Source organism: Pseudomonas sp. GW821-FHT07G06, from assembly GCF_058986625.1.
In genome coordinates, this window is record NZ_JBYSVW010000026.1 from 22061 (window position 1) to 45955 (window position 23895).

Annotated in this window: 23 protein-coding genes; 10 read left to right on the forward strand and 13 right to left on the reverse strand. The window is 61.8% G+C overall.

The genetic code is table 11. The features are described 5' to 3' along the window. Positions 1-150 precede the first annotated feature (150 nt). The gene (locus AC3WJW_RS28445) at positions 151-759 is read right to left on the reverse strand and encodes a lytic transglycosylase domain-containing protein (RefSeq protein WP_493728316.1); all 609 of its coding nucleotides are present in this window, start codon (positions 757-759) and stop codon (positions 151-153) included. 195 nt (positions 760-954) lie between these two features. On the opposite strand from AC3WJW_RS28445, the gene gspG reads away from it, so the two are divergent. The 3 genes from gspG (at position 955) to AC3WJW_RS28460 (ending at position 3392) form a co-directional block, all read left to right on the forward strand. Then, on the forward strand, positions 955-1389 hold the full coding sequence (gspG, locus tag AC3WJW_RS28450; protein ID WP_493728317.1) for a type II secretion system major pseudopilin GspG: 435 nt from the start codon (positions 955-957) through the stop codon (positions 1387-1389). Between the two features lie 14 nt (positions 1390-1403). Beyond that, on the forward strand, positions 1404-2591 hold the full coding sequence (locus AC3WJW_RS28455; RefSeq protein ID WP_493728338.1) for a type II secretion system F family protein: 1188 nt from the start codon (positions 1404-1406) through the stop codon (positions 2589-2591). Positions 2592-2747: 156 nt separating this feature from the next. Beyond that, positions 2748-3392: a hypothetical protein gene (locus AC3WJW_RS28460; protein ID WP_493728318.1), complete on the forward strand. Its 645-nt coding sequence runs from the start codon at positions 2748-2750 to the stop codon at positions 3390-3392. A 151-nt stretch (positions 3393-3543) separates the two neighbouring features. Here AC3WJW_RS28460 and AC3WJW_RS28465 read toward each other — a convergent pair whose 3' ends face one another. From AC3WJW_RS28465 to AC3WJW_RS28495, 7 genes are all read right to left on the reverse strand, one after another. After that, positions 3544-4440, reverse strand: coding sequence for a LysR family transcriptional regulator (locus tag AC3WJW_RS28465; RefSeq protein ID WP_493728319.1), 897 nt, complete (start codon positions 4438-4440; stop codon positions 3544-3546). A 182-nt stretch (positions 4441-4622) separates the two neighbouring features. After that, positions 4623-5249: an isochorismate family cysteine hydrolase YcaC gene (gene ycaC, locus AC3WJW_RS28470; RefSeq protein WP_493728320.1), complete on the reverse strand. Its 627-nt coding sequence runs from the start codon at positions 5247-5249 to the stop codon at positions 4623-4625. Between the two features lie 69 nt (positions 5250-5318). Then, positions 5319-7157: an amidohydrolase gene (locus AC3WJW_RS28475; RefSeq protein ID WP_493728321.1), complete on the reverse strand. Its 1839-nt coding sequence runs from the start codon at positions 7155-7157 to the stop codon at positions 5319-5321. Continuing rightward, positions 7157-7765: an antibiotic biosynthesis monooxygenase gene (locus AC3WJW_RS28480; RefSeq protein ID WP_102674535.1), complete on the reverse strand. Its 609-nt coding sequence runs from the start codon at positions 7763-7765 to the stop codon at positions 7157-7159. The genes AC3WJW_RS28475 and AC3WJW_RS28480 overlap by 1 nt, the downstream gene beginning before the upstream one ends. Next, entirely contained in the window at positions 7758-8174 is a 417-nt protein-coding gene (locus AC3WJW_RS28485; RefSeq protein WP_493728322.1) for a DoxX family protein, read from the reverse strand. Before AC3WJW_RS28485 ends, AC3WJW_RS28480 begins: the two co-directional genes overlap by 8 nt. Before the next feature lie 258 nt (positions 8175-8432). Next, the gene (locus AC3WJW_RS28490) at positions 8433-8699 is read right to left on the reverse strand and encodes a DUF6124 family protein (RefSeq protein ID WP_493728323.1); all 267 of its coding nucleotides are present in this window, start codon (positions 8697-8699) and stop codon (positions 8433-8435) included. Between the two features lie 919 nt (positions 8700-9618). Next, positions 9619-10536, reverse strand: a complete 918-nt coding sequence (locus AC3WJW_RS28495) for a LysR family transcriptional regulator (protein ID WP_493728324.1) — start codon at positions 10534-10536, stop codon at positions 9619-9621. A gap of 158 nt (positions 10537-10694) precedes the next feature. Between AC3WJW_RS28495 and AC3WJW_RS28500 the strand changes: the two genes are divergently transcribed. Continuing rightward, complete coding sequence (locus AC3WJW_RS28500; RefSeq protein WP_493728325.1) at positions 10695-11138, forward strand: helix-turn-helix domain-containing protein; 444 nt, start codon at positions 10695-10697, stop codon at positions 11136-11138. Between the two features lie 36 nt (positions 11139-11174). On the opposite strand, the gene AC3WJW_RS28505 is transcribed toward AC3WJW_RS28500, so the two are convergent. Together AC3WJW_RS28505 and AC3WJW_RS28510 are read right to left on the reverse strand one after the other, a co-directional pair. Next, a complete protein-coding gene (locus tag AC3WJW_RS28505) occupies positions 11175-11999 on the reverse strand; it encodes an alpha/beta fold hydrolase (RefSeq protein WP_493728326.1) in 825 nt (274 codons plus the stop codon). Positions 12000-12035: 36 nt separating this feature from the next. Continuing rightward, positions 12036-12611 carry a flavodoxin family protein gene (locus AC3WJW_RS28510; RefSeq protein WP_493728327.1) on the reverse strand — a complete coding sequence of 192 codons (576 nt, stop codon included), beginning with the start codon at positions 12609-12611 and terminating at the stop codon, positions 12036-12038. Between the two features lie 408 nt (positions 12612-13019). Between AC3WJW_RS28510 and AC3WJW_RS28515 the strand changes: the two genes are divergently transcribed. After that, the gene (locus AC3WJW_RS28515; protein ID WP_493728328.1) at positions 13020-15824 is read left to right on the forward strand and encodes an ATP-binding protein; all 2805 of its coding nucleotides are present in this window, start codon (positions 13020-13022) and stop codon (positions 15822-15824) included. Here AC3WJW_RS28515 and AC3WJW_RS28520 read toward each other — a convergent pair. Both AC3WJW_RS28520 and AC3WJW_RS28525 read right to left on the reverse strand, forming a co-directional pair. Then, positions 15789-17273, reverse strand: coding sequence for an ATP-binding protein (locus AC3WJW_RS28520; RefSeq protein WP_493728329.1), 1485 nt, complete (start codon positions 17271-17273; stop codon positions 15789-15791). The genes AC3WJW_RS28515 and AC3WJW_RS28520 overlap by 36 nt on opposite strands. 161 nt (positions 17274-17434) lie before the next feature. Then, on the reverse strand, positions 17435-18385 hold the full coding sequence (locus tag AC3WJW_RS28525; RefSeq protein ID WP_493728330.1) for a GlxA family transcriptional regulator: 951 nt from the start codon (positions 18383-18385) through the stop codon (positions 17435-17437). Between the two features lie 345 nt (positions 18386-18730). Here AC3WJW_RS28525 and AC3WJW_RS28530 point away from each other — a divergent pair, with 345 nt between their 5' ends. Beyond that, the gene (locus AC3WJW_RS28530) at positions 18731-19453 is read left to right on the forward strand and encodes a pirin family protein (RefSeq protein ID WP_493728331.1); all 723 of its coding nucleotides are present in this window, start codon (positions 18731-18733) and stop codon (positions 19451-19453) included. Between the two features lie 41 nt (positions 19454-19494). Here the strand turns inward: AC3WJW_RS28530 and AC3WJW_RS28535 are convergent, their stop codons facing one another. Next, on the reverse strand, positions 19495-20559 hold the full coding sequence (locus tag AC3WJW_RS28535; RefSeq protein ID WP_429390046.1) for an AraC family transcriptional regulator: 1065 nt from the start codon (positions 20557-20559) through the stop codon (positions 19495-19497). A gap of 162 nt (positions 20560-20721) precedes the next feature. Between AC3WJW_RS28535 and AC3WJW_RS28540 the strand changes: the two genes are divergently transcribed. From AC3WJW_RS28540 to AC3WJW_RS28555, 4 genes are all read left to right on the forward strand, one after another. Then, positions 20722-21573 (forward strand): 3-hydroxybutyryl-CoA dehydrogenase, encoded by an 852-nt coding sequence (locus tag AC3WJW_RS28540; protein WP_493728332.1) that lies wholly within the window; start codon positions 20722-20724, stop codon positions 21571-21573. Next, the gene (locus AC3WJW_RS28545; RefSeq protein WP_493728333.1) at positions 21560-22219 is read left to right on the forward strand and encodes a TetR/AcrR family transcriptional regulator; all 660 of its coding nucleotides are present in this window, start codon (positions 21560-21562) and stop codon (positions 22217-22219) included. The genes AC3WJW_RS28540 and AC3WJW_RS28545 overlap by 14 nt, the downstream gene beginning before the upstream one ends. Positions 22220-22308: 89 nt before the next feature. Beyond that, complete coding sequence (locus tag AC3WJW_RS28550) at positions 22309-22722, forward strand: VOC family protein (RefSeq protein WP_493728334.1); 414 nt, start codon at positions 22309-22311, stop codon at positions 22720-22722. 317 nt (positions 22723-23039) lie between these two features. After that, on the forward strand, positions 23040-23801 hold the full coding sequence (locus AC3WJW_RS28555; protein ID WP_493728335.1) for a bestrophin-like domain: 762 nt from the start codon (positions 23040-23042) through the stop codon (positions 23799-23801). The last annotated feature ends 94 nt before the right edge of the window (positions 23802-23895 follow it).

Consider the following 23895-nt stretch of genomic DNA (forward strand, 5'->3'; position numbering starts at 1 on the left):
CAATCCGCATGCCACAAAAAATAACGTTATTATTCAGCGAGTTATAACTACTACTTGATAATCCGGGGGGGATATTCCCCACCCAATCCCCCACTTTCCGACTGGGGCCACCATTCCCCACTATTGGGGAAATCGCCCCCGGGGTTTCGATCACAGCGGCGCATCCGCGGACAACCCCTGCAAACGCCGATACTGGTTCAGCACGTTGGGCACATATCGCTGGGTTTCGGCGAACGGCGGGACCACGTTGCCGCGGCTGAGCACCGCTTGCGGGCCGGCGTTGTAGGCCGCCACGGCGAGGCGGATATCGTTGTCGAACATCGTCATCAGGCGCTTGAGATAGCGGGCGCCGCCCTGGATGTTGGCCTTGGGGTCGTAGACGTTGGTCACGCCCATTTCGCGGGCGGTGTCGGGCATCAACTGCATCAGTCCGCGAGCGCCCTTGGGTGAGGTAGCGCGGGCGTTGTAGCTCGACTCGGTCTTGATCACTGCGTGCAGCAGGGCCGCCGGCAGTTCGTTGGCCGTGGCCGCCGCCGCCACCAGTTCGGCGTAGGGTTGCGCGGCGATCATCTGCGGTTGCTGGTCGAGGCTGACGACCGGCGCATCGGGTTCACGGATCACCCGTTCATAGTGGCGTCCGGGGCGGTGGACATTGGACAGGACGTAGCTGCCTTTGGCGTCCACGGAAACAAACACATCGGCCTGTGCGGCGCCGGCCAATACCAGCAGACCCAGCAACCCGGTGGTGAGTGATTTCATTGTCAGTCCTCCCCTTCCCGGCCCCGAAAAATGGGGGTAATGCCCCAATGGCCAGTCGTGCAACAGCCATACGCAAGCACTGTGCCGTAAGTGAGAAGGCCCGTAGTACGGGGGGTGCAGAAGGATCACCCTGCATGAGCATGGCAATTGCATGCAACTAGAGAGCAACACTGCTGCCTACCGTGCGAGGTCATCATGAATCAGCATCTGCGTTATGCCCGGCGAACCCAAAACGGGTTCACCCTGCTCGAACTGTTGGTGGTGCTGGTGGTGCTGGGGCTGTTGGCCGGCATCGTGGCGCCGAAGTATTTCGCCCAGCTGGGCCGTTCCGAAGTGAAAGTGGCCAAGGCACAAATAGAAGGCTTGAGCAAAGCCCTGGACCTTTACCGCCTGGAGGTCGGCCATTACCCCTCGACCGAACAGGGATTGCAGGCGCTGGTCACCGCGCCCAGCGACGAACCGCGCTGGACCGGCCCCTACCTGCAGAAAAAACTCCCCCAAGACCCTTGGGGCCGCAGCTACAGCTATCGCTATCCCGGTGAAAACAGCGAGTACGACCTGTTGTCCATGGGCAAGGACGGGCAACCCGGCGGCGAAGGCGAGAACGCCGAAGTCACCAACTGGAACTGACGGACATGGCGACCATGCGCTTTCACCTCAAGGCCGTCGGCAAGGCCGGTGTCGTCTCAATGACCGTCGATGCGCCGGGGCAAAGCGAAGCCAGGCGCATCGCCGAAGACCAGGGCCTGCGGGTGGTCAGCCTGCACGCCGAGCGGCATTGGCGCGCGTTGCGCCTGCACCGGCGCGAGACGTTCAACCTGGTGTTGTTCAGCCAGGAGCTGACCACCTTGCTCAACGCCGGCCTGCCGTTGATCGATGCGCTGGAAAGCCTGGCGGAAAAGGAAAACGCGCCACAAGCCCGCAAAACCCTGAGCGAGCTGGTGCGCCTGCTGTACGAGGGTAAATCGTTTTCCCAGGCCCTGGGCCAGTTGGCGGCCGTTTTCCCGCCTTTGTACGTGGCGCTGGTGCAGTCCAGCGAGAAGACCGGCGCCGTCGGCGATGCCCTGGGCCGATATGTCAGCTATCGACAGCGCATGGACGAGGTTCGCCAGAAGATCATCAGCGCGTCGATCTACCCCATGCTGTTGCTGGTCGTGGGCGGCGGCGTGGTGTTGTTCCTGATGGGCTACGTCGTGCCGCGCTTCAGCCTGGTGTTCGAAGGGCTGGGGTCGAACCTGCCGTGGTTGTCGCAGATCCTGATGAGCAGCGGCATGTTCCTTCACGCCCACCAGGGCGAATTCTTCGGTGGCTTGCTGGCCATCATCGTCGCCCTCGTCCTGCTGCAGCGCCAACCGGCGTTTCGACGGGGGCTGGACCGCGTGATCGAAAAACTCCCCGCGGTGCACCAACGCATCTTCATGTATGAGCTGGCACGCTTCTACCGCTCCCTGGGCATTCTGCTGCAAGGCGGCATTCCCCTCGTCACCGCCATGGGCATGGTCCGCAACCTGCTCACCGTCGCCTCCCGCAGCCGGCTGGACCAGGCCTGCGAACGGGTGCGCGAAGGGCAATCGTTGTCCACCGCGCTGGAGCTCAACCAACTGGTGACCCCCGTGTCCCTGCGCTTGCTGCGCGCCGGTGAACAGTCCGGCAACCTCGGGCAGATGATGGAGCGCAGCGCCGATTTCTACGACGAAGAAATCAGCCGCTGGATCGAATGGTTCGTACGGCTGTTCGAACCCTTGCTCATGACCTTCATCGGCCTGTTGATCGGGGTGATCGTGATCCTGATGTACATCCCGATCTTCGAACTGGCCTCGAGTATTCACTGACCTTTGGAAAAGGGCCGCGCTGTCCGTTGCATTTCTTCAACCACCCAACTGAATAAATCAGCCCGCCGAGGTGTTCAACAGGTTCCCATGGGAAAAAAGCAGCACGTTGCAAGCTTCATCAACGTTCCAGGCTCAAACAAGAAGACGGAGAACGACATGCACATCAATAAGCTTTTACTGGCAGTAGCTATTGGCGCGGTTCTGTCGGCGTCTACCGTACTGATTCCGGACAACCTGTCCGGGGTATCCAGTGCTCAGGCCAAGGATGGGGGCGGTGGCGGTGGCGGTGGGGGTGGTGGCAATGGAGGCGGTGGTGGCGGTAATGGAGGTGGTGGTGGCGGCAATGGAGGTGGTGGTGGCGGCAGTCACGGCGGCGGCGGCAATGGAGGCAGCGGTGGCAGCGGTGGCAGCGGTGGCGGCAGTCACGGCGGAAGCGGCAGTGGTGGCAACAGCGGCAGCGGCCATAGCGGCGACCATGGCAGCAACAGCGGCCATGGCAGTGCCAACAGCGGTTCGAGCCACTCCGGAACGGCCTCGTCTTCAGGACGCAGCGGCACCCATGATGAACCCGGCGATGACCATGGCGTTCATGCCAATGGCGAGCCCGGCGATGACCGTGGCGTCCATGCCAATGGCGAACCCGGCGATGACCGTGGCGTCCATGCCAATGGCGAACCCGGCGATGACCGTGGCGTTCATGCCAATGGCGAACCCGGCGATGACCGTGGCGTTCATGCCAATGGCGAACCCGGCGATGACCGTGGTGTCCATGCCCAACCCGGCGATGACAAAAGGACCTGATTCCTACTGATCCCCAAACAACACAAAACCCCTGTGGGAGCGAGCCTGCTCGCGAAGGCGGAGTGTCAGACGACTTCAATGTTGGATGACACTCCCCCATCGCGAGCAGGCTCGCTCCCACAGGTTCGTTTGAGTCAGGGACTGCGCATTCCTACACGCCACCCTCAACCCGATCCAGCGCCTCGCGCAAGAACTCAATCAGCACCTGCACCGGCCGCGAGCTCTGCCGGTGTTGCGGATACACCGCCGATAACGTCAGCGGCTCCGGCCGCAAATCCTCCAGCACCTCCACCAGCCGTCCATCCTTCAACGCCGAGCCGACGATGAACGCCGGCAAATACGTGATCCCCAGGCCGGCGATAGCCGCATCCCTGAGCACCTCGCCGTTGTTGACCCGCATCCGCCCGGTGACGTTGACCGTCAGCGGCTTGCCCTGCCCCGCAAAACGCCATTGCACTTGTCGACCATGGCCGTACGGCAGACAGTCATGACCGTGCAATTCCTCAGGTTTGCGCGGCGTGCCGCGCTCGGCCAGGTACGCGGGGCTTGCGCAGTACACCCGCTGGATCGACGCGATCCGCCGGGCAATCAAGGTCGAATCCTCGAGCGTGCCGATGCGCAACGCCAGGTCGTATCCCTCACCCAGCAAATCCACAGGCCGATCGCTCAAATCCATCTCCACCGTCACGTCGCGATAGCGCTGCAAAAACACCGGCAACAGGCAGCCCAGATGCGCCAGTGCGAACGACAGCGGAGCGCTCACGCGAATGGTCCCGCGTGGCTCGGTGGTCTGGCCGGCGATGCCCTGCTCCACTTGTTCGACTTCGCTGAGCAGGCGCAAGGCCGACTCGTAATAGCTTTGCCCCAGCGGCGTGACATCCAGTCGCCGGGTCGAGCGATTGAGCAGGCGCACGCCCAGGCGCTCTTCGAGTTGCATCAAGCGACGGCTGACAAACTGCTTGGACAGCCCCAATTGATCGGCGGCCGCCGTGAAGCTTCCAGACTCCATCACCTGGCAAAAAATACGCATATCTTCGAAGGGGTTCATTGTCACTTCCCGGTGGACAGTCAAACACCTTATAACCGCTTTTCCCTCCCGAACACCCTCATACGCTTTTCTGTGGGAGCGAGCTTGCTCGCGATGGTCGCCAACGATGACGCGTTCATGCTGAAAAAACGCGGTGTTTTGCAGTCCATCGCGAGCAAGCTCGCTCCTACAAGGGGCAGATCTTACTTCGCGGTAAATTTCATGTAGCTGTTGATCAGGTTGCGATAGTTCGGCAGGCGCTCGGACAGCAGGTTGGCCAGGCCTTCCATGTCATTGCGCCAGTCGCCTTGCAGCTCGCAGGCCACGGCGAACCAGTTCATCAGGTGTGCACCGGCGGCCGACATGCGTGCCCAGGCCGCTTGTTGCACGGTGGTGTTGAAGGTGCCGGAAGCGTCGGTCACTACAAACACCTCAAAGCCTTCGGCAATGGCCGACAGGGTCGGGAACGCCACGCACACGTCGGTCACCACACCGGCGATGATCAGTTGCTTGCGACCGGTGGCCTTGATCGCCTTGACGAAGTCTTCGTTGTCCCAGGCGTTGATCTGGCCCGGGCGGGCAATGAACGGCGCGTCCGGGAACTGCGCCTTGAGCTCCGGCACGATCGGTCCGTTCGGACCGCTGTCGAAACTGGTGGTGAGGATGGTCGGCAGGTTGAAGAACTTGGCGATGTCGCCCAGCGCCAGCACGTTGTTCTTGAACTCGTTGGGCGAGAAATCCTGCACCAGCGAGATCAGACCGGTCTGGTGGTCGACCAGCAAGACCACGGCATCGTCTTTGTTCAGGCGTTTGTACGGAACGTTGCTCATTGGAAGCTCCTTGATGGATGGTTGTTGCATACCGCGCCGCCCTGTTGGGTCGGCGCTTTCTTGAATGCGTCAGAAGGCAAAACACGAGCAGCCAAAGGCGCCCCAGAAACCGGCGAAATCGCTGACCGGCGCATTCGACAGGCGCGCCCGTTCATGGCTGTGGGAATGCACCGCACACGGCCCGCTGCAGTGGTGAACCCGGGCCTGCATCGGCGACGTCGGGCGCCAGTGGCCCGGCACTTTCACCACCGGCGACCAATCCGGCAGCACCGGCACGCTGGCCGGCCCGAGCTTCTCGAAGTCACCGGCGCCGTACACCACTTTGCCGCCGACCACCGTCAGCACCGACTCGATCCACTTGATCGCCTCTTCATCGACGCTGAAGAAGTCCGCACTGAGGGCGGCGACGTCGGCCAATTGCCCGACCTTGATCTGGCCTTTCTTGCCTTGCTCGGACGAGAACCAGGCGCTGCCGTGGGTGAACAGTTCCAGCGCCGTGAGGCGCGACAGGCCTTCGGCGTGCAGCTCCAGGCCGCCGACGGTGCGGCCGCTGACCATCCAGTACAGCGAAGTCCACGGGTTGTAACTCGATACCCGCGTGGCGTCGGTACCGGCACCGACCGGTACACCCTCGGCCAGCATGCGCTTGATCGGTGGCGTGGCTTCGGCGGCTTTGGCGCCGTACCGCTCGACGAAATACTCGCCCTGGAAGGCCATGCGATCCTGAATCGCAATGCCGCCACCCAGCGCCCTCACCCGCTCGATGTTCTGCGGGGTGATGGTTTCGGCGTGGTCGAAAAACCACGGCAAGCCGTTGAACGGAATGTCGCGGTTGACCTTCTCGAACACGTCGAGCATGCGGCTGATGGACTCGTTGTAAGTGGCATGCAAACGGAACGGCCAGCGTTGCTCGACGAGGTGACGCACCACCGGCTCCAGTTCGGCTTCCATGGTTTGCGGCAGGTCCGGGCGCGGCTCGAGGAAGTCTTCGAAGTCCGCCGCCGAGAACACCAGCATTTCCCCGGCGCCGTTGTGCCGCAGGTAATCGTCACCCTGGTGCAGCTTCACGCTACCGGTCCAGTTCTTGAAATCGGTCAGCTCTTCCTTGGGTTTCTGGGTGAACAGGTTGTAGGCGATGCGCACGGTCAGTTGCTCATCCTTCGCCAACTGCTCGATCACCTGGTAATCGTCCGGATAATTCTGGAAACCACCGCCGGCATCGATGGCGCTGGTCAGGCCCAGGCGATTGAGTTCGCGCATGAACTGGCGGGTCGAGTTGACCTGATACTCCAGCGGCAGCTTCGGCCCCTTGGCCAGGGTCGAGTACAGAATCATCGCGTTGGGCCGCGCCACCAGCATGCCGGTCGGCTCGCCATTGGCGTCGCGCACGATCTCGCCACCCGGCGGGTTCGGCGTGTCGCGGGTGTAACCGGCTACGCGCAACGCCGCGCGGTTGAGCAAGGCGCGGTCGTACAGGTGCAGGACAAACACCGGGGTCTCCGGTGCCGCCTGGTTGAGCTCGGCCAGGGTCGGCATGCGCTTCTCGGCGAACTGGAATTCGTTCCAGCCACCGACCACCCGCACCCACTGCGGCGTCGGCGTGCGGTCGGCCTGATCCTTGAGCATGCGCAAGGCATCGGCCAGGGACGGTACCCCTTCCCAGCGCAGTTCCAGGTTGTAGTTCAAGCCACCACGGATCAGGTGCAAGTGCGAGTCGTTGAGCCCGGGAATCACACAGCGGCCCTTGAGGTCGATCACTTGGGTGCTCGAGCCACGCAGGGCCATGGCCTCGGCATCACTGCCCACCGCGACAAAGCGACCGTCGCTGATCGCCACCGCGCTGGCGAGCGGCTTTTCGCGGTCAACGGTATGAAATTGGCCATTGAACAGAATCAGATCGGCGTTCATCAGGGTTCCTCGTGCAATGTGGCGGGAGACAGCCAGGGCGCGAACAGACGCGTCGCCATGGGCATGAAGATGTAAACCACCGAGAGCACGATGGTCAGGGTGATCAGGAACGTGGCCACCACGTAGTTGGAGAGCAAGGCGTTGAGGCGAAGCAGCGGCCCCCACAGCAGCGGCACCAGCAAGGTGTGCGGCAGAATCACCAGCAGCGTCACCACGGCCTGCTTCCAGCGCGGCGGTGGCGTACCGGCTTCAGCCTGGGGCGAGAACCAGAACTCGTTGACCGGATTGACTTCGGTCTGGTCGCCATCGGCCAGCATCGGCGCGGCTTCGTCGACCAACGCCTGGCGCTGCGGCGAATCGAGCCAGTTCTGCATCGCCTCGGTCGAGCAAAAGCGCAGCACGCAGGTGTAGGTGTCGAGGCCGGCATTCTTGCCGCGCACCACATCCACGCCCAGGTGCCCGACATTCTGCGCGGCCACCTTGACGATGTTGCGCAGCCAGGCTTCATAAGGCGCTTCGAAACCGGCCTTGACCCGGTGCTTGACGATCAGCGTCACCACCTCATCAGGCCCGGGACTTGCCGGCTCACGGCGATTGAGATCAGACATGATGCAAGGCTCCGGCGAAACGGACATTGAGCGCCAGCCGTCCCGGCCCGGCGATGAGAATGCTGGTGAACACGATCAGCAACAGCCAGCCGAACTGGCCTTCGAGGAGGGTCCACTGCGGATGCACGAGCAACATCGACACCCACAGCAAAAACAGGACAGGCAAACACGCCAGACGCACCAGCAACCCGCCGACGATCAGCAGCGGGCACACCACCTCGGCGAAGATCGCCAGCATCAGCGTCAGATTCGCGCCCAGATGGAAAGGGTCTTCGATATTCTGCAACTCGGCACTGTAGTAAAGCAGCTTGGGCAAACCGTGCACCCACAACAGAAACAACCCGCCGCTGACCCGCAGGAACAGCAGCCCCCAGTCTTGCGCCCGATCATCACGTCGCGAAGTGTCCATGGCCCACCTGCACCAATGAAAAACCACCGGCGTCGATGCGCCGGGACAGGGTTCGATAGTGCCGGGACGGGGGGAGGAAAAATTGAATGTACGTGCTCTGTTTTCTGTGTGGACCGAGAACTGTCCATCGACACAGATCCTTGTGGGAGCGAGCCTGCTCGCGAAGGCGGCATTACATCCAACATTGGTGCTGACTGACTCACCGCAATCGCGAGCAGGCTCGCTCCCACAGGTTTATTTATTGTTGCTACTACCGGGTTATTCCTGCGGATCGAGATTATCCAGCGCCCGATTCACCGCCAGCTCACCCAACATGATGATCTGCGCAATCCCAAGCAGCGCGTTGCGATGTGGGCTCTGCAGAAAGCCTGCAAGACCACTGGCCATGATGCTGGCCGAGGCCAGGGATTCGCAGGCGTGGGCCAACAGGGTTTCGGTATTGATGTCGGGGGTGATGACAAACATTGTGCTGGGATTGCGCGGTGAGGCGGGGTCTTTCGGGGGATTCGGGGTGGGTTTGAACATGGTGGAACTCCTTGATCAATGGAGCCGCCACAGGTCGCTGCTAAACGAATTGGGTGGCGGCTGTACGCGGGTTAGCAGACCAGGGATCAAGGAACCCGGCGCACCGAAGTGCCCCACGCACAGCCACCATCATGCAGACCAAAATGATCTTGAGGTGACACTGGCGAGCCTTGAAATTTACCGAGCTGCTAAACCCGATCGCTGAATGGCCAGCGATGCGGAGAACGTTAGAGATCAGGTTCAAGACGCACAAGCCGGCGGATTCTGGCGTAGTTGTAGGCAACGACGCAAGGCGGTGTGGCTTTCAGGAATAGAGGCTGACGGCTTTTAAACAGTGCTGTCAGAACACTGCATAATCCCTGTGAGAGATTGGTTGACTGGCAGTCCGCCATCGCGGGCAAGCCCGCTCCCACAGGGATTGGGGACATCTGCAAAAATCAGGTCGGCTGGCAGACCGCCTTCGCGAGCAGGCTCGCTCCTGCATTTGATATTGATTTTTGACCATGTCGAGTGGGCGGAAGATCAAGATCAAAAGATCGCAGCCTTCGGCAGCTCCTACAGGTCGAGCGTTAGCTCGCCTGCAGCTCTTGATCTTGATCCACCCGCCCCCTCGGGAGGCTGAGTGGAGGTGTTCATCCGGGGATGGGCGCGCAGCGCCGTTCGACGCAGTCGAACTCATTGCATGTAGGTCGAAGCGAAGCCGACCGGAGGGCAATGCCCCCGGATGAATGCCGGAGCGAAGGAACGCCGAGCCTCAGCGAGGGGCCGTACGCAAGGGGCGAGACCTTTGGTTCCTTTGGGGCGTTTGCCAAAGGGACTCGCCGTAAGGGCGAAACCATTAGCCGCCGTTACCGCAGCAACGGATATGTACACAACACAACTAGAACCTGGTCGGCCCATAGGCCGCCAAGATCAACCCCTAAGAAACATCCAAAGCTACAGACATGAACTGCCCAATCCGCGCCCGCAACCACCGCTCCGCCGGATCATTGTCATGCACCCCGCTCCAGGCCATCGACAATTGCGCCGCCTCAATCTCGAACGGCGGATCCTCGGCGCGCAACCCACACCCCTCGACCAACGCACACGCCGCATAATCCGGCACGGTAGCGATCATCTCGGTGCCCGCGAGCAACGCCCGTAACCCACTGAACTGCGGCACGCCAAGCACCACGCGACGACTGCGCCCGACCTTCGCCAGATCCAGATCGATATTGCCGCTCAAGTCACCGGAAAACGACACCATCGCATGGGGTCGTTCACAGTACTCATCCAGGGTCAGCGGCCCCGGCCGGGTATCACCGCGCAGCACTTTGCAGGGAATATCGCGCAGCTTCTTGCGCTTGGCATTGGCCGGCAGGTCCGTGGTGTAGCTCACGCCCACCGAGATCTCCCCCGACGCCAGCAATGCCGGCATCAACAGGTAATTGGCCCGCCGCACGACCACGACGATGCCCGGTGCTTCCTCTTGCAACTGACGCAGCAACGGCGGAAACAAACCGAACTCGGCATCGTCCGACAGCCCGATACGGAATACATCGCAACTGGTCGCCGGATCGAATTCCCTGGCCCGGCTGACCGCACCGGAAATGGTATCCATCGCCGGCTGCAGCTCCTTGAGAATCGCCAGCGCCCGCGCCGTCGGCTCCATGCCGCGACCGTTGCGCAGCAGCAACGGGTCGTCGAACAGATCACGCAGGCGCCCCAGCGCGGCACTCACCGCCGGTTGGCCCATGAACAGTTTTTCCGCGACGCGGGTCAGGTTCTTTTCGAACATCAGCGCCTCGAAAATCACCAGCAGGTTCATGTCGACGCGACGCAGATCGTTACGGTTCATAAGCACGGTTCCCTTGTGTGTTCGGCCAGGCGCGAGGTTGAGAAGTGTGTCTGACTTTACCCAGGCCGTCCCGCGCTTAACGAGGAATTAACAACGATTAACTCGCAAGCCAGAGCCTTCGGGTCCAAGAATGAAGCCTACCGACACGGACACTCACCATGGCTCACGTTCAGCAAAATGCCGCGCCCGCGCCATTCACGCCGGTGCCAAAGAAAAGCACCGGCGGCCTCAGCCCGCAGCGCGAACGGCTGGTTAAACAACTGATCCTCGAGCGCCTCGGCGACAGCCTGGAAGTCACTGAACTGGCACAGGCCTGCGCCCTCTCGCGCAGTCATTTCTCCCGCGCGTTCAAGTGCAGCACCGGACTTTCGCCGCAGGACTGGATTCGCCGGCAACGCATAACCCTGGCCAAGCAATTGATCCAGTACACCGACATGAGCCTTACGCAGATCAGCCTCGAATGCGGCTTCTGCGATCAGGCGCACTTCTGCCACCTCTTCACCCGCAGCGAAGGCATCAATCCGTTTGCCTGGCGCTGTCAGATGATGCGTGGCCTTGAAAGCAAAAGATCGCAGCCTTCGGGCATGCACGCTACTGTGTAGGAGCTGCCGAAGGCTGCGATCTTTTGATCTGGCTTTCTAACCTTTCAAGAACGCCAACAGGTCAGCGTTGAGCTGATCCTTGTGGGTGTCCGTCAATCCGTGAGGGGCGCCCGGGTAAATCTTCAGGGTCGAGCCTTTCACCAGTCTGGCCGAGGAGACACCCGCCGCCTCGTAGGGCACGACCTGATCCGCGTCACCATGCACCACCAGCGTCGGCACGTCGAACTTCTTCAAGTCTTCGGTGAAGTCGGTTTCCGAGAACGCCTTGATGCAGTCATGGGCGTTCTTGTGGCCGGCCATCATGCCTTGCATCCAGAACCAGTCGATCATGCCCTGGGACGGTTTCGCGCCGGGCTTGTTGAAGCCGAAAAACGGCCCGCTGGCGAGGTCGATGTAGAGCTGCGAGCGGTCGGCCAGCGAGGCCTGGCGGATGCCGTCGAATACGTCCCGCGGCAGGCCACCGGGGTTGGCTTCGGTCTTGAGCATCAGGGGCGGCACCGCGGAAATCAGCCCGGCCTTGGCCACGCGGCCGGTGCCGTGGCGACCGATGTAGCGCGCCACCTCGCCACCGCCAGTGGAGAAGCCGAACAGCACGGCGTCTTGCAGGTCGAGCAGCTCGATCAACTGCGCCAGATCGTCGGCGTAATGGTCCATGTCATTGCCCGACCATGGCTGACTGGAACGCCCATGACCGCGACGGTCGTGGGCGATGACCCGATAGCCGTTGGAGGCCAGGAAAATCATCTGCGATTCCCAACTGTCGGCGTTCAGCGGCCAGCCGTGGCTGAAGACAATCGGCTGACCGGTGCCCCAGTCCTTGTAGTAAATCTCGACGCCGTCGCGGGTAGTGAAGGTGCTCATGGGTAATGCCTCCTTAACGAGGGTTGGGGGGGTGAGTCAAACCGCAAGTCGGTTCAGGCGATCGGCCAGGCGCGCCACCCGTTCGCCCAGGTGCGCGGCGGTGCAGCAATCTTCGGGAGGCGGCGCATCGTCGGGGGATTGCTCGACATTCGACTGGGCCATGGCGCCCAGTGAGCTGCCCAGGCGATTGAGTTGGCCGTTGAACACGCCGGTGCCGGAACGGGCCGGCAGCAGGTCGAGGCCGACCCAGATCATCGAGTGCTGCGCGGCGAACACCGCCATCTGCAGCAAGGTGTTGAGTTTGTCGCCGCACAGGCAACCGGAATTGGTGAAGCCCGCCGCGAGCTTGTCGCGCCAGGGCTGGGCCAGGTAGAACGCCGCCGTGGCCTCCATGAACGCCTTGAAGGCCGCCGAGGCGCTGCCCATGTAGGTCGGCGCGCCGAAGATGATGGCGTCGGCGTTGTGCAGGCGCGCCCAGTGCTCGTCCACTTCCTCGACCGGGATCAACTGGCAGGTGCTGCCCAGGTGCCGCTCCACGCCCTCGGCCACGGCTTCGGCCATGACCCGGGTGTGCCCGAAGCCACTGTGATAGACCACCACCACGTTGCTCATTGCTCTGTCCTTTGTGGGAGCGAGCCTGCTCGCGAAAGCGCTGTGTCAGTCACCACAGATGCTGAATGTGACACCGCCTTCGCGAGCAGGCTCGCTCCCACATCGAGCTGCTCGCGGCTGACTGACATTTCATCCCTGCCTTCAGTGGAAGTTGAAGAAGGAGAGTTTTGGGTGCAGACCGGACGCAGGACGAGTTAATCGTTGTTAATTTTCCTTGGCACGCAAAAAGCCCCGGCATGTCCTGCCCATCTGTCGCCCCCAATGTTTGCGGGACCGACAGCCGCTGGCCGATACGCTAGAGTCACTGCCTGCCCCTTCAGTCACCCGGGCGGCACATTGCGCTGCGTAAAAAACCTGAAGAATATGCTCGTAAACCGCGAACCAGACGGCTGCAGCAGGAGCGACTCGTTGACCCTTCCCCTCGAACAGGCTGTGCATTTCGGCCCCTACCGGGTCTACCCCGGACAACGCCTGGTGATGGAGGCCGACCAGCCCTTGCGCCTGGGCCGGCGCGCCATGGACATCCTGCTGATCCTGCTGGAACACGCCGGCAACGTGGTCAGCAAACAGCAATTGATCGCCCGGGTCTGGCCCGACAGCGTGGTCGAAGACATCAACCTGCGGGTGCACATGGCCGCGTTGCGCAAGGCGCTCGGCGACGGCCAGGCCGGCCAGCGCTACATCGTCACCGTGGCCCAGCGCGGGTACAGCTTCGTCGCACCGCACTCACGGGAGCAGGTCGAACAACCACCAGCACCCGAGGCCTGCACACCAAGCCGGCATAACCTGCCGGTGCGCCGCACCCGCATGATCGGCCGGCGGACGCTGGTCGACAATCTGGTGGTGCAACTGCCACGCCAGCGCTTCATCACACTCGTCGGTCCCGGCGGCATCGGCAAGACCACCGTGGCCTTGCGAGTCGCCGAACAAATGATCGGTCGCTACCGGGACGGCATTCGCCTGCTGGACCTGGCCCCGATCAACTGCCCGCTGATGATCGACGGCCACCTGGCGACGTTGCTCGAACTGGCCCTGCACGATGACGCCCCCCTGAGCGGCCTTGCCGACTGTCTGCGTGACAGGCAAATGCTGTTGGTCATCGACAACTGCGAACACCTGGTCGACGCCATTGCCCAGCTCTGCGAAAACATTCTGCGCAGTGCGCCGCACGTGCACATTCTCGCCACCAGCCGCGAGAGCCTGCGGGCCGAAGGCGAATTCGTCCAGCGCCTGGAATCACTCGACTGCCCGCCGCCCATTGCCGTCCTCGACCGCGCCCAGGCCTTGACCTTTTCCGCCTTGCAACTGTTTGTCGAGCGGGCCATGGCCAGCCATGACAGCTTTGAACTGACGGACGATGAACTGCCGCTATTGATCGACATCTGCCACCGACTGGACGGCATTCCACTGGCCATCGAACTGGCGGCGGCGCAAGTGCGCAACTTCGGATTAGCCGGCTTGCTGGCGCAGTTGCAAAGCAATTTCCGGGTGTTGACCCAGCCCTGCCAGACGCCCCCGGCACGCCATCGGACCCTGCGCGCGACACTGGACTGGAGCTTCGAGCTGCTCAACGCCTGCGAGAAGACCTGCCTGCGCCGACTGAGTGTGTTTCGCGGCGGCTTCACCCTGGAGTCCGCAGCGGCGGTGATTGCCGGCGAACACATCGAACCTCGCGAAGTGTTCGGTTCGATCACCCAACTGGTCGCCAAGTCCCTGTTGAACGTGGAGGTGGGCGATGAGGATGTTTACTACCGTCTGCTCGATACCACCCGCAGCTACGCTCTGGAAAAGCTCGCGCAAAGCCCCGACCTGCCCGGCACTCGGGAGCGCCATGCCGAGCGTTGCCTGGCGCTGATGCAACAGGCGCAGGACGAATGGGAGAACACCTCGACCGGCCTGTGGCTCGAGCGCTATGGCCGGACCCTGGAGGACATCCGCGCGGCCCTCGACTGGGGTCTGCACGCTCAGGGGCCGCAAGCCCTGGCGATACGCCTGGCCGCGACGTCCACGCCCCTGTGGCAGGAGCTGTCACTGCTCAAGGAACACGGCGGTTATGTGCGCAAGGCCCTGGCCTTGCTCGAGCAGTCTGCCGAGCCTTGTCCGCGCTTGCAGATGGCCCTCAAGCTGGCTTTGGGCAGTGCCTGTTACCACGCTCAAGGCGCGAGCGCCGAAACCGTTGGCGCCTTTGTCAGCGCCAGAACCCTGGCCAGTCGCCTGAACGATGTGGCCGGTCAATTGCGGGCGATTTCCGGTCACCTGGCGGTCAATCTCAGTTGCGGCCAATACCAGATGGCCCTGCAACAGAGCCGGCAATTCGATCAACTGGGGCTGCATGACGACGCCCTGTTATCCCTGAGCACCCATCGATTGCGGGTGCTTGCCCTGCATTTTTCCGGCGACCAGCAACAGGCTGGGGAGCATGCCGAACAGGTACTGCAACGCATGGCCCACAGTGGCCATCTCAACCGGTTCACCCATGGCTTCGGCGTGCAATACGACCAGAGCGTCGCGGCGCTGACCATCCAGGCGCGCATCCTCTGGCTGCGGGGCCAACCGGAACAGGCCTGGCGTGCAGCCCGGCAGGCGCTGGACATCGCGTTGCAGATCAACCATGGCACCTCGATCTGCTACACCCTCGCGCTCGCCGGCTGCCTGATCGCCCACTACAACGGTGACACCCGCAGCGCCCGCGAACTCCTGCGCCTGCTGCTGCAACAGGCGCAGAAACACTCGGTCCTGCTGTTCCATACCTGGGCGCAACACTACGCTCAGGTGATCGGCGGCGTCGATGTCGCGCCCGCCAGGCTACGAAGTGTCGGATTGATCAAGGACATCATGGTCACGCTGGACTCCACCTGCGTCGATGACGACTTGCTCGAACGTGCGCAAAACGGCGCGTCAGGCTGGAGTACGGCAGAGATTCTGCGGGCCAGGGCCGAGACGCTGCTGGCAACGGATTTTCCGGCCAACGCCGCGATGGCTGAAACCGTGCTGCTCAAGGCTCTCGACGTGGCAAAAACCCAGGGTGCCCTGACCTGGGAGCTGCGCAGCGCCACCTCGCTGGCGCAATTGTGGCAGCGCCAGGGCCGCCACCAACGGGCGCATGCATTGCTGGCGCCAGTCTATCAGCGCTTCACCGAAGGTTTTGCCACGCCGGACCTGAAGGCAGTCCGTCATTTACTCGGAGAGTTGCATTGTCACTTGCAGGCCTGAAAGCCGGGGCGTTTGACTGTCGTACCCGGCATAACGCATTTCGAGGGTGCGCAACTGCCCACTGAGTTCGAGCTTTTCCAGTGCGTAGGTGCGGGTGGTGTTGAGGAAGCGGTAACGGATCACCCCGCCGCCCTGCTCCAGGGACAGCAATGATTTGAGTGCGAGGTTGTCCAGCACCTTGATCAGCTCGGCGACCGGTAACGCGTCGCCGCTGAGGGCGCCTATCGCGGCGTCCTGGGTGAAGGCCATCTTGAATACCGCCAAACGCTGCAACACGGATTGTTCCAGCGCAGTCAACCGTTCGTAGCTCCAGTCCAGTGCAGCCTTGAGGGTCTGGTGTCGGGGAAGGGCCGTGCGGCGCCCTTGGGACAGCAACTGAAAACAGTTATCGAGTTGCGCCTGCAACCCCACCAGTGCCAGCGCATCGATTTGCGCTGCCGCCAACTCAATCGCCAGCGGCAGGCCGTCGAGGCGCCGGCAGATTTCGCGCACGACCCTGAGGTCCTGTTCGCGCAAGGTGAAGCCTTGCTGACGAGCCCGGGCACGGCTGACGAACAACTGCACCGCCGAATAGCCCATGACCTCGGCAACGCTGCGCAGCGCTGACGCCGGCGGCACCGCTAGCGGTGGCAGACGCAACACGGTTTCGCCCACGGCCTTGAGTGGCTCGCGGCTGGTGGCAAGGATCGACAGTCGCGGCATCGATTGCAGCAGTGTCTCGATCAATGTCTGGCAGCGTTCGAGCAGATGCTCGCAGTTGTCCAGGACCAACAAGGCATGTCGCTGCGCCAGCGCCTCCAGCGTGGTGCCGGCTTCCAGCCCAAGGGTTCGTGAGAGATGATCGGTCACTTGCGCCGGATCATCGATCGCCGCCAGGTCCACCAGCCACACGCCGTGCCGATAGTGCTGCAACAACAGTTCGGCCACGCGCAAGGCCACGGTGGTCTTGCCGATCCCGCAAGGCCCGACCAGGGTCATGAATCGGCGCACCGGCAACTGCCGCACCAGGCTGCCGACAACCGCATCACGCCCGGTGATCGATGTGAGCCGCGCCGGCAAGTTGTGCAGGGGCTTTTTTACGGTCTCGCTGGGGAACGCTACGGGCTGTGGCGAATGCTGTACCGGGGCGACAAAACTGTAGCCGCGCTGGGGAATGTTGACGATGTAGCACTGACCGTTCTGCCCGTCGCCCAAGGCCCGACGCAGGGCGGCAATATGCACCCGCAGGTTGATCTCTTCGACCACGGAGCGTGGCCAGACCTGCGCAATCAACTCGTCCTTGCTAACCACCGAGCCCCCGTGCTCGACCAGCACCTGCAACACGTCAAGGGCGCGGCCACCCAGGCGCAGCGGTCGATCGCCCTCCAGCACCAGGCGCTGACTGAGGTGGAAAGCGTAGGGGCCGAATTGCAGCACCGCTTCGTTGCTGACATCTCTGAGGCTGTTCATGGGCAGTCACTCGCGGGACACCTGATCTGGCACGTGAGTCCATCCAGGCTCCGCACCTTCCTTGCAATGAGTTACCTCGTATCTTGGCAGCCCTCTGTGACGGTACAACCGCCATGGGGGGAGCGTCACGGCCATTGCGGTGCGCGCAACGGACACGCGCGCTAGCTGAACTGCTCGCGGTATTGGGTCGGGGTCAGGCCAAGCTTTTCACTGAACAGAAAACGCATGTGCCGCACGCTGCCGAAACCGCTTTTGAAGGCCACGGTCTTGAGCGGCAACTCGCTGGTTTCCAGCAGGTTCCTGGCGCAATCGATGCGCGCGCTTTGCAGAAACTCCATCGGCGTCATGTCCACCTCCCGGGCGAACACCCTGGAGAAATGCCGCGGGCTCATGTTGGCCAGGCTCGCCATGCGCTCGATGCTGAAGGACTCGTCGAGGTGCTCGAGCACGTGGTTCTGCACGCGGGTAATCGGCGTTTCGTGAGGCGCCACCGCCGCCATCAACGGGCTGAACTGTGCCTGCCCGCCCTGACGCTTCATCACGACCAGCAACACCTTGGCCACGTCCTGGGCGACTTTTTTGCCGTGGTCCTGCGCCACCACCGACAACGCCAGGTCGATCCCGGCGGTGACGCCGCCGGAGGTGATCAGGTTGCGGTCCTGGACAAAGATCTGGTCGGTCTCGACGGTCGCCTTCGGAAAGCCCTTGATCAGCCGCTCGGTGTAGTGCCAGTGGGTGGTGACGCGATAGCCGTCGAGCAAGCCCGCATGCCCCAACACGAACGCCCCGGTGCAGATTGAGCCATAAGCGGCGGACCGGCTCACGTTGTGCCTGAGCCAGTCGAGCAACGGCGGATGTTTTTCGTTGTAGGCACCGGGACCGCCGGGCACCAGCAGCAAATCAAAACCTTCGCAGGCCTGGTCGATGTGCCGGTCGGCCTGCACGCTCACGCCATTGGACGCCCGCAATGCGCCGGGTTCGGTGCCGATGGTCGACAGCACATAGTGATCGTCGGGTTTCAGATAACGGTTGGCGATGGAAAACACTTCCATGGGCCCGGCCATATCGAGCAGGAGAAAGTCGGGAAACAGCACCATTGCCACGGTTTTCATGGATTGGAATTCACTGGGATCAAATTGAGTCGGTCCGCCAAACACCGGGACCTTGTGGGAGCGAGCCTGCTCGCGAAAGCGGTGTATCAGCCAACGTTGTTAGCGACTGACACCACGCCTTCGCGAGCAGGCTCGCTCCCACAGGGCCTGCGCCCGGCATCAGGGAGTGCTGTGCATTATGGCCAAACACAAGCCAGACGTCGGAAAAGAATAACTGATTCGCGCCCCGAAACTGTCAACCCTTCGGAGACAGTATTTCAATTTTCATCTACTTATTGAACCGTTAGGTAAACATTAACCTTCTCCTCACTCGGACGAATTCACGTCCCCACAGGAGATTTCATCATGCTGACTCTTCGCAAAGCCTCGGATCGTGGCCTGGCCAATCACGGCTGGTTGAAGTCATTCCACACCTTTTCCTTCGCCAACTACCGCAACCCGAAAGAGCAGGGTTTTTCCGACCTGTTGGTGATCAACGACGACCGCGTCGCCGCCGGCAAAGGCTTCGGCCAGCACCCGCATCGCGACATGGAGATCTTCTCCTATGTGCTTGAGGGTGCCCTGGAACACAAGGACACCCTGGGCACGGGGTCGGTGATCCGCCCCGGCGATGTGCAACTGATGAGCGCTGGCAGCGGCGTGGCCCACAGTGAGTTCAACCACTCCAGCACACGGCCGGTGCACTTTCTGCAGATCTGGATCGTGCCCGACGTCAGCGGCGCCAAACCGCGTTATCAGCAGGAGCACTTCAGCACCCGGAAAAAACGCGGGCGCCTGCAACTGATCATCTCGCCGGACGGCGCCAAGGGTTCGCTGAAGGTGCGTCAGGATGCACGGGTGTATGCCGGCCTGATCGACAGCCAGGAAAGCGCCACCCTGGAACTGGCCGCCAACCGTTATGCCTACGTGCACGTGGCCCGGGGCAGCGTCGAACTCAACGGCGTGTTGTTGCAGGAAGGCGACGGTGTGCGGGTCCGTGATGAACAGGCACTGACCTTGAGCAACGGCGTGGACGCTGAAGTATTGGTCTTCGACCTGCGCCCGCAGGAACTGCCGGAAATGCCATGACCGATCCCTGTGGGAGCGAGCCTGCTCGCGAAGGCGGAGTGTCAGACGACATCACTGTTGAATGACCTATCGCTTTCGCGAGCAGGCTCGCTCCCACAGTCCCCCTGATAACGGGCCCGATAGCGCCCCGGACTCTCGCCGGTCCACTTCTTGAACGCCCGATGGAAGGCGCTGGGCTCCTGGAAGCCCAGTTGCTCGGCGATATCGCTGATGCTCGCAGCGCTTTGACGCAATTGCTCAAAGGCCACGCCGCGGCGTACTTCGTCCTTGATCTCCTGATAGGAACAGCCTTCACGCTCCAGTTTGCGGCGGAAGGTGCTGGGGCTCAGGTGCTGTTCCAGGGCAAAGGCCTGCAACGTCGGCCATTCACTGTAGTGACTGCCGCGCAAGCGCTGATGAACCTGCGAGGCCAGGCCATGCTGGTTACGGAAGCGGATCACCAGCCATTGCGGCGCGGTGCGCAGAAACACTTTCAGCGACGCCAGGTCCTGAACCACCGGCAGGCGCAGGTAATGGCTGGCAAATTCGATTTCAGTGCGCTCGGCACCGAAGGTCAGGTTGGGGCCCCAAAGCAGGCGGTCGTCACTCAGCGACAGGCGCGAATGGCGGAAGTCCGCACGGTCAATGGGAATGCGCCGCCCGCCCAGCCAGCACAGCAGACTGATCATCAACACCAGGAAGGTTTCTTCGCCAAACCGGCTGGCATCGTTGTCCTTTGAACGGGTCTGCAGGCTGATGACCGCACGCTTGCCCCGCACGGCCAGCGAGCCACGAAAGTCGCGCAGGAACAGCCCGAAGTTGGCCAGGCACTGTCGCATGGCCTTGTGCAGATCGGGTTCCTGAATCAGGGCGCGGCAAATCAGGGCGAAACTGCCCGGCGGCATGCCATGGGAATCGAGCCCGAAAAACTCGTCGTCGAGCTCGCGGATCTGAATCAGCCACAACGCCGCAAACGCGTTGGCCGGCACCCGCGCCGTGGGTTGTTGCATGACCGCCGGATCAATGCCCGCCTGTTCGAGCACGGCCGTCACGCGCTGCGGATCGTCCCTCAGCCCATGGATCATTGCCTGCACGAAATAGGCGGCAACCGAGTCCTTTTCCCGCATTGGTTCGCTTCTCTCTCATCACCCGAATGGCAAAAAACATCAGTGCCGTTGAACAGTTTTGGCATAGGACAACCGCCCTGCCGGCTCTAGACTCGCGGCAATAGTACGCCTTCGGCCGCATTCGCGGCCAAGGTATCGCAGGGTTTGATCGAAGGACGGAAAATGAATCTGCAAAACATCGGTGTAATCGGCGCAGGCACCATGGGCAACGGTATCGCACAAGTCTGTGCCATGGCCGGTTTCAACGTGACCCTGCTCGACATCTCTGAAAGCGCGTTGCAAAAAGCCGTCGCGACGGTCGGGAAAAATCTTGACCGGCAGATCGCCAAGCAAACCCTGACGCCAGAGCAGAAACAGGCCACCCTCGACAAAATCCGCACCAGCACCGATTACAGCGTCCTGCGTGACGCGCAACTGGTCATCGAAGCGGCCACTGAGAATCTCGACCTGAAACTGCGTGTGCTGCAACAGATCGCCGCGCAAGTCAGCAGCGAATGCGTCATTGCTTCCAATACCTCGTCGCTGTCGATCACCCAACTGGCCGCCAGTGTCAGCCAGCCAGAGCGCTTCATCGGCCTGCATTTCTTCAACCCGGTGCCGGTAATGGGCCTGATCGAAGTCATCCGCGGCCTGCAAACCAGTGACGCGACCCACCAACTGGCGCTGGACATGGCGACCACCCTCGGCAAAACAGCGATCACCGCCGGCAACCGTCCGGGCTTCGTGGTCAACCGGATCCTGGTGCCGATGATCAACGAGGCGATCCTGGTGTTCCAGGAAGGCCTGGCCAGCGCCGAAGACATCGACGCCGGCATGCGCCTGGGTTGCAACCAGCCTATCGGTCCATTGGCCCTGGCGGACCTGATTGGCCTGGATACCCTGCTGTCGATCCTCGAAGCCTTCTATGACGGATTCAACGACAGCAAATATCGCCCGGCGCCATTGCTCAAGGAGATGGTCGCGGCCGGTTACCTGGGGCGCAAGACGGGGCGCGGCTTCCATGCCTATGCCTGAGCGTTGCTCGCGCTTTGCCGAGTACCGGGACAAGGTCCTGGAGCTGTTTGCCTGCAAGGGGTTCGGCCAGGTCGGCATGCGTGAGCTCGCGACGAGCCTGGGGCTCTCCCCAGGCTCGCTGTATCACCATTACCCCAGCAAACAGCATCTGCTGCTGGACCTGATCGAGGAGTTCTACGAGGAGCTGCTGGCCACTCTGGGGCGCATCCAGCAAAAAGCGCCCGGCAAACGCGACAAACTCAACAGCCTGATCCGCGCCCATCTGAATCTGCACCGGGAGATGCCTTGGCATTTCCGCCTGGTGGAGCGCGATAGCGGTTGCCTGAACGAAGAGCAACAGGCTCGGGTCCGGCAACTGCGCGAGCAATACGAACGCACGTTGCTGAAGATGCTGGGCGCGAAGTCCCGTTTCAGCGAGCAAGGCCTGCTGGCCGCCGGGCATGCCATTGGCGCACTGCTCAACAGTGCCCCCAGCTGGCTGACGCCCCATGTGCTGGACGAGCAGGAACGTGAGGAGCTGCTGGAAAGCATGGTCAGCGGCGCCATCGAACGTGTGCTGGCGCCGCGGCGTGTGCCCGAGGCGATAAGCCTCGCCCGTCCTATGGAAAAAACATCTAAAGAAACACAAGCTCCGACAAAGATTTAGCGCTTTGCTTGTCGGCTCGACACAATCGGAATTCGCCGAAAAAACCGGCGTCCAAACCGATGTATGTACATGAGCACCTGGAGCCGACCATGAAAATCAATCCCTACCTTATCTTCAACGGCGACTGCAAAGCCGCCTTCACGTTCTACGCGAAGTGCCTGCAAGGCCAGATCGAAGCCATGCTGACCTTTGGTGAAACCCCTGCGGGTGAGCATTTCCCCAAGGGGCTGCACAACCTGATCATCCATACCCGCCTGATCGTGGGCGATCAGGCGATCATGGGGTCGGACACCACACCGGATCGCCCCGTCGATAAAATGAGTGCCTGCTCGATTTCACTCAACGTCGACAGCATTGCCGAGGCCGAACGGGTGTTCAATGCACTGGCAGACGGTGGCAGTGTGCAGATGCCCCTGGAGACCACGTTCTGGGCGGCGCGCTTCGGCATGCTCGTCGACCGTTTTGGTGTGTCGTGGATGGTCAATTGCGAAAAGGATCAGTGAAGGGCCGTTGTCGAATGACAGAAACGAAGGCACAAGTAAGCCCAACCTGAAAAGGTTGGGCTTTCTGGCAACTCCCGGCCTGTCTGCTACCGTCAACTTGCCACATCGGTAGCAGCGAACCAGAGGAGCAAACCCGCCATGCCAGCCCATGACCTGTCCTGGCCCACCCGTTTCAAACGCTTGCTCCTGGAGCCTATGCCAACGGACCGCTGTGGGCTCGCGACGTGACGACCCTCGAGGGACGCAAGCTCAAAGGCATCGTGATCAAGTACCGGTAGATATCTCCCCCCGGATGGCAGCATCAACGGAGGTTGAATTTGAATGACCTGGTGATCGCCCTCATCGTTTTCGCCTGCCTGTCCGCCAGCGCGCTGCTGGGTTCGTACGTGAGGGAGCGGTTACCGAGCCAACATCTGAGCGATGACTCCGTGGCGGTGCTGAAGCTGGGCACCGGCCTCATCGCAACGATGTCGGCGCTGGTCCTCGGCCTGCTCGTTTCCTCAGCCAAAAACACCTTCGATACGGCCAATGCCGAGCTGGAGGGCGCGGCGGCGAAAGTGATTCAATTCGACCGCTTGCTGGCCCGCTATGGCCCCGATACCCAAGGCATCCGTACCGAGCTCAAGCACAACTACGCCGAAGTCACCCAAGTGCTCGCGACCCGCGATCGCCGTCAGATTGCAAAACTCGACAGCCCCGAAGTGATCCATCGCTCCGAAGGCCTGCAACGCCAGGTCGAGTCACTGACGCCTGGCAACGATGATCAGCGCTCGTTCAAAGCCAAGGCATTGCAAGACATGGACGCCGTGTTTGCCGCCCGCTGGCTGACCCTGCTGCAGTCCAATCAATCGATTCCACCGGTGATGCTGGTGATCCTGGTGACGTGGCTGGGGATTATCTTTGGCTCGTTCGGCCTGTTTGCACCACGCAACGGGACCATTGTCGTCGTATTGCTGATGTGTGCCCTGTCGACGGGGGCAACCATCTTGCTGGTGGAGGAACTCAATCGACCGCTTGATGGTTTTATCTGTGTGTCGCTGGACCCGCTGGAGCACACATTGGAGCGGTTGGGGCAGTAGTTTGAATTTCCTGCGGACAAAAACAAAACCCCAACTGCTTTCGCAATTGGGGTTTCGGAATTTAATCTTGACGATGACCTACTCTCACATGGGG

Bases quoted from the DNA above. Each gene is read 5' to 3' on its own strand.
- AC3WJW_RS28445 (WP_493728316.1), bottom strand. From the start codon at position 759: ATGAAATCACTCACCACCGGGTTGCTGGGTCTGCTGGTATTGGCCGGC.
- gspG (WP_493728317.1), top strand. From the start codon at position 955: ATGAATCAGCATCTGCGTTATGCCCGGCGAACCCAAAACGGGTTCACC.
- AC3WJW_RS28455 (WP_493728338.1), top strand. From the start codon at position 1,404: ATGCGCTTTCACCTCAAGGCCGTCGGCAAGGCCGGTGTCGTCTCAATG.
- AC3WJW_RS28460 (WP_493728318.1), top strand. From the start codon at position 2,748: ATGCACATCAATAAGCTTTTACTGGCAGTAGCTATTGGCGCGGTTCTG.
- AC3WJW_RS28465 (WP_493728319.1), bottom strand. From the start codon at position 4,440: ATGAACCCCTTCGAAGATATGCGTATTTTTTGCCAGGTGATGGAGTCT.
- ycaC (WP_493728320.1), bottom strand. From the start codon at position 5,249: ATGAGCAACGTTCCGTACAAACGCCTGAACAAAGACGATGCCGTGGTC.
- AC3WJW_RS28475 (WP_493728321.1), bottom strand. From the start codon at position 7,157: ATGAACGCCGATCTGATTCTGTTCAATGGCCAATTTCATACCGTTGAC.
- AC3WJW_RS28480 (WP_102674535.1), bottom strand. From the start codon at position 7,765: ATGTCTGATCTCAATCGCCGTGAGCCGGCAAGTCCCGGGCCTGATGAG.
- AC3WJW_RS28485 (WP_493728322.1), bottom strand. From the start codon at position 8,174: ATGGACACTTCGCGACGTGATGATCGGGCGCAAGACTGGGGGCTGCTG.
- AC3WJW_RS28490 (WP_493728323.1), bottom strand. From the start codon at position 8,699: ATGTTCAAACCCACCCCGAATCCCCCGAAAGACCCCGCCTCACCGCGC.
- AC3WJW_RS28495 (WP_493728324.1), bottom strand. From the start codon at position 10,536: ATGAACCGTAACGATCTGCGTCGCGTCGACATGAACCTGCTGGTGATT.
- AC3WJW_RS28500 (WP_493728325.1), top strand. From the start codon at position 10,695: ATGGCTCACGTTCAGCAAAATGCCGCGCCCGCGCCATTCACGCCGGTG.
- AC3WJW_RS28505 (WP_493728326.1), bottom strand. From the start codon at position 11,999: ATGAGCACCTTCACTACCCGCGACGGCGTCGAGATTTACTACAAGGAC.
- AC3WJW_RS28510 (WP_493728327.1), bottom strand. From the start codon at position 12,611: ATGAGCAACGTGGTGGTGGTCTATCACAGTGGCTTCGGGCACACCCGG.
- AC3WJW_RS28520 (WP_493728329.1), bottom strand. From the start codon at position 17,273: ATGAACAGCCTCAGAGATGTCAGCAACGAAGCGGTGCTGCAATTCGGC.
- AC3WJW_RS28525 (WP_493728330.1), bottom strand. From the start codon at position 18,385: ATGAAAACCGTGGCAATGGTGCTGTTTCCCGACTTTCTCCTGCTCGAT.
- AC3WJW_RS28530 (WP_493728331.1), top strand. From the start codon at position 18,731: ATGCTGACTCTTCGCAAAGCCTCGGATCGTGGCCTGGCCAATCACGGC.
- AC3WJW_RS28535 (WP_429390046.1), bottom strand. From the start codon at position 20,559: ATGCGGGAAAAGGACTCGGTTGCCGCCTATTTCGTGCAGGCAATGATC.
- AC3WJW_RS28540 (WP_493728332.1), top strand. From the start codon at position 20,722: ATGAATCTGCAAAACATCGGTGTAATCGGCGCAGGCACCATGGGCAAC.
- AC3WJW_RS28545 (WP_493728333.1), top strand. From the start codon at position 21,560: ATGCCTATGCCTGAGCGTTGCTCGCGCTTTGCCGAGTACCGGGACAAG.
- AC3WJW_RS28550 (WP_493728334.1), top strand. From the start codon at position 22,309: ATGAAAATCAATCCCTACCTTATCTTCAACGGCGACTGCAAAGCCGCC.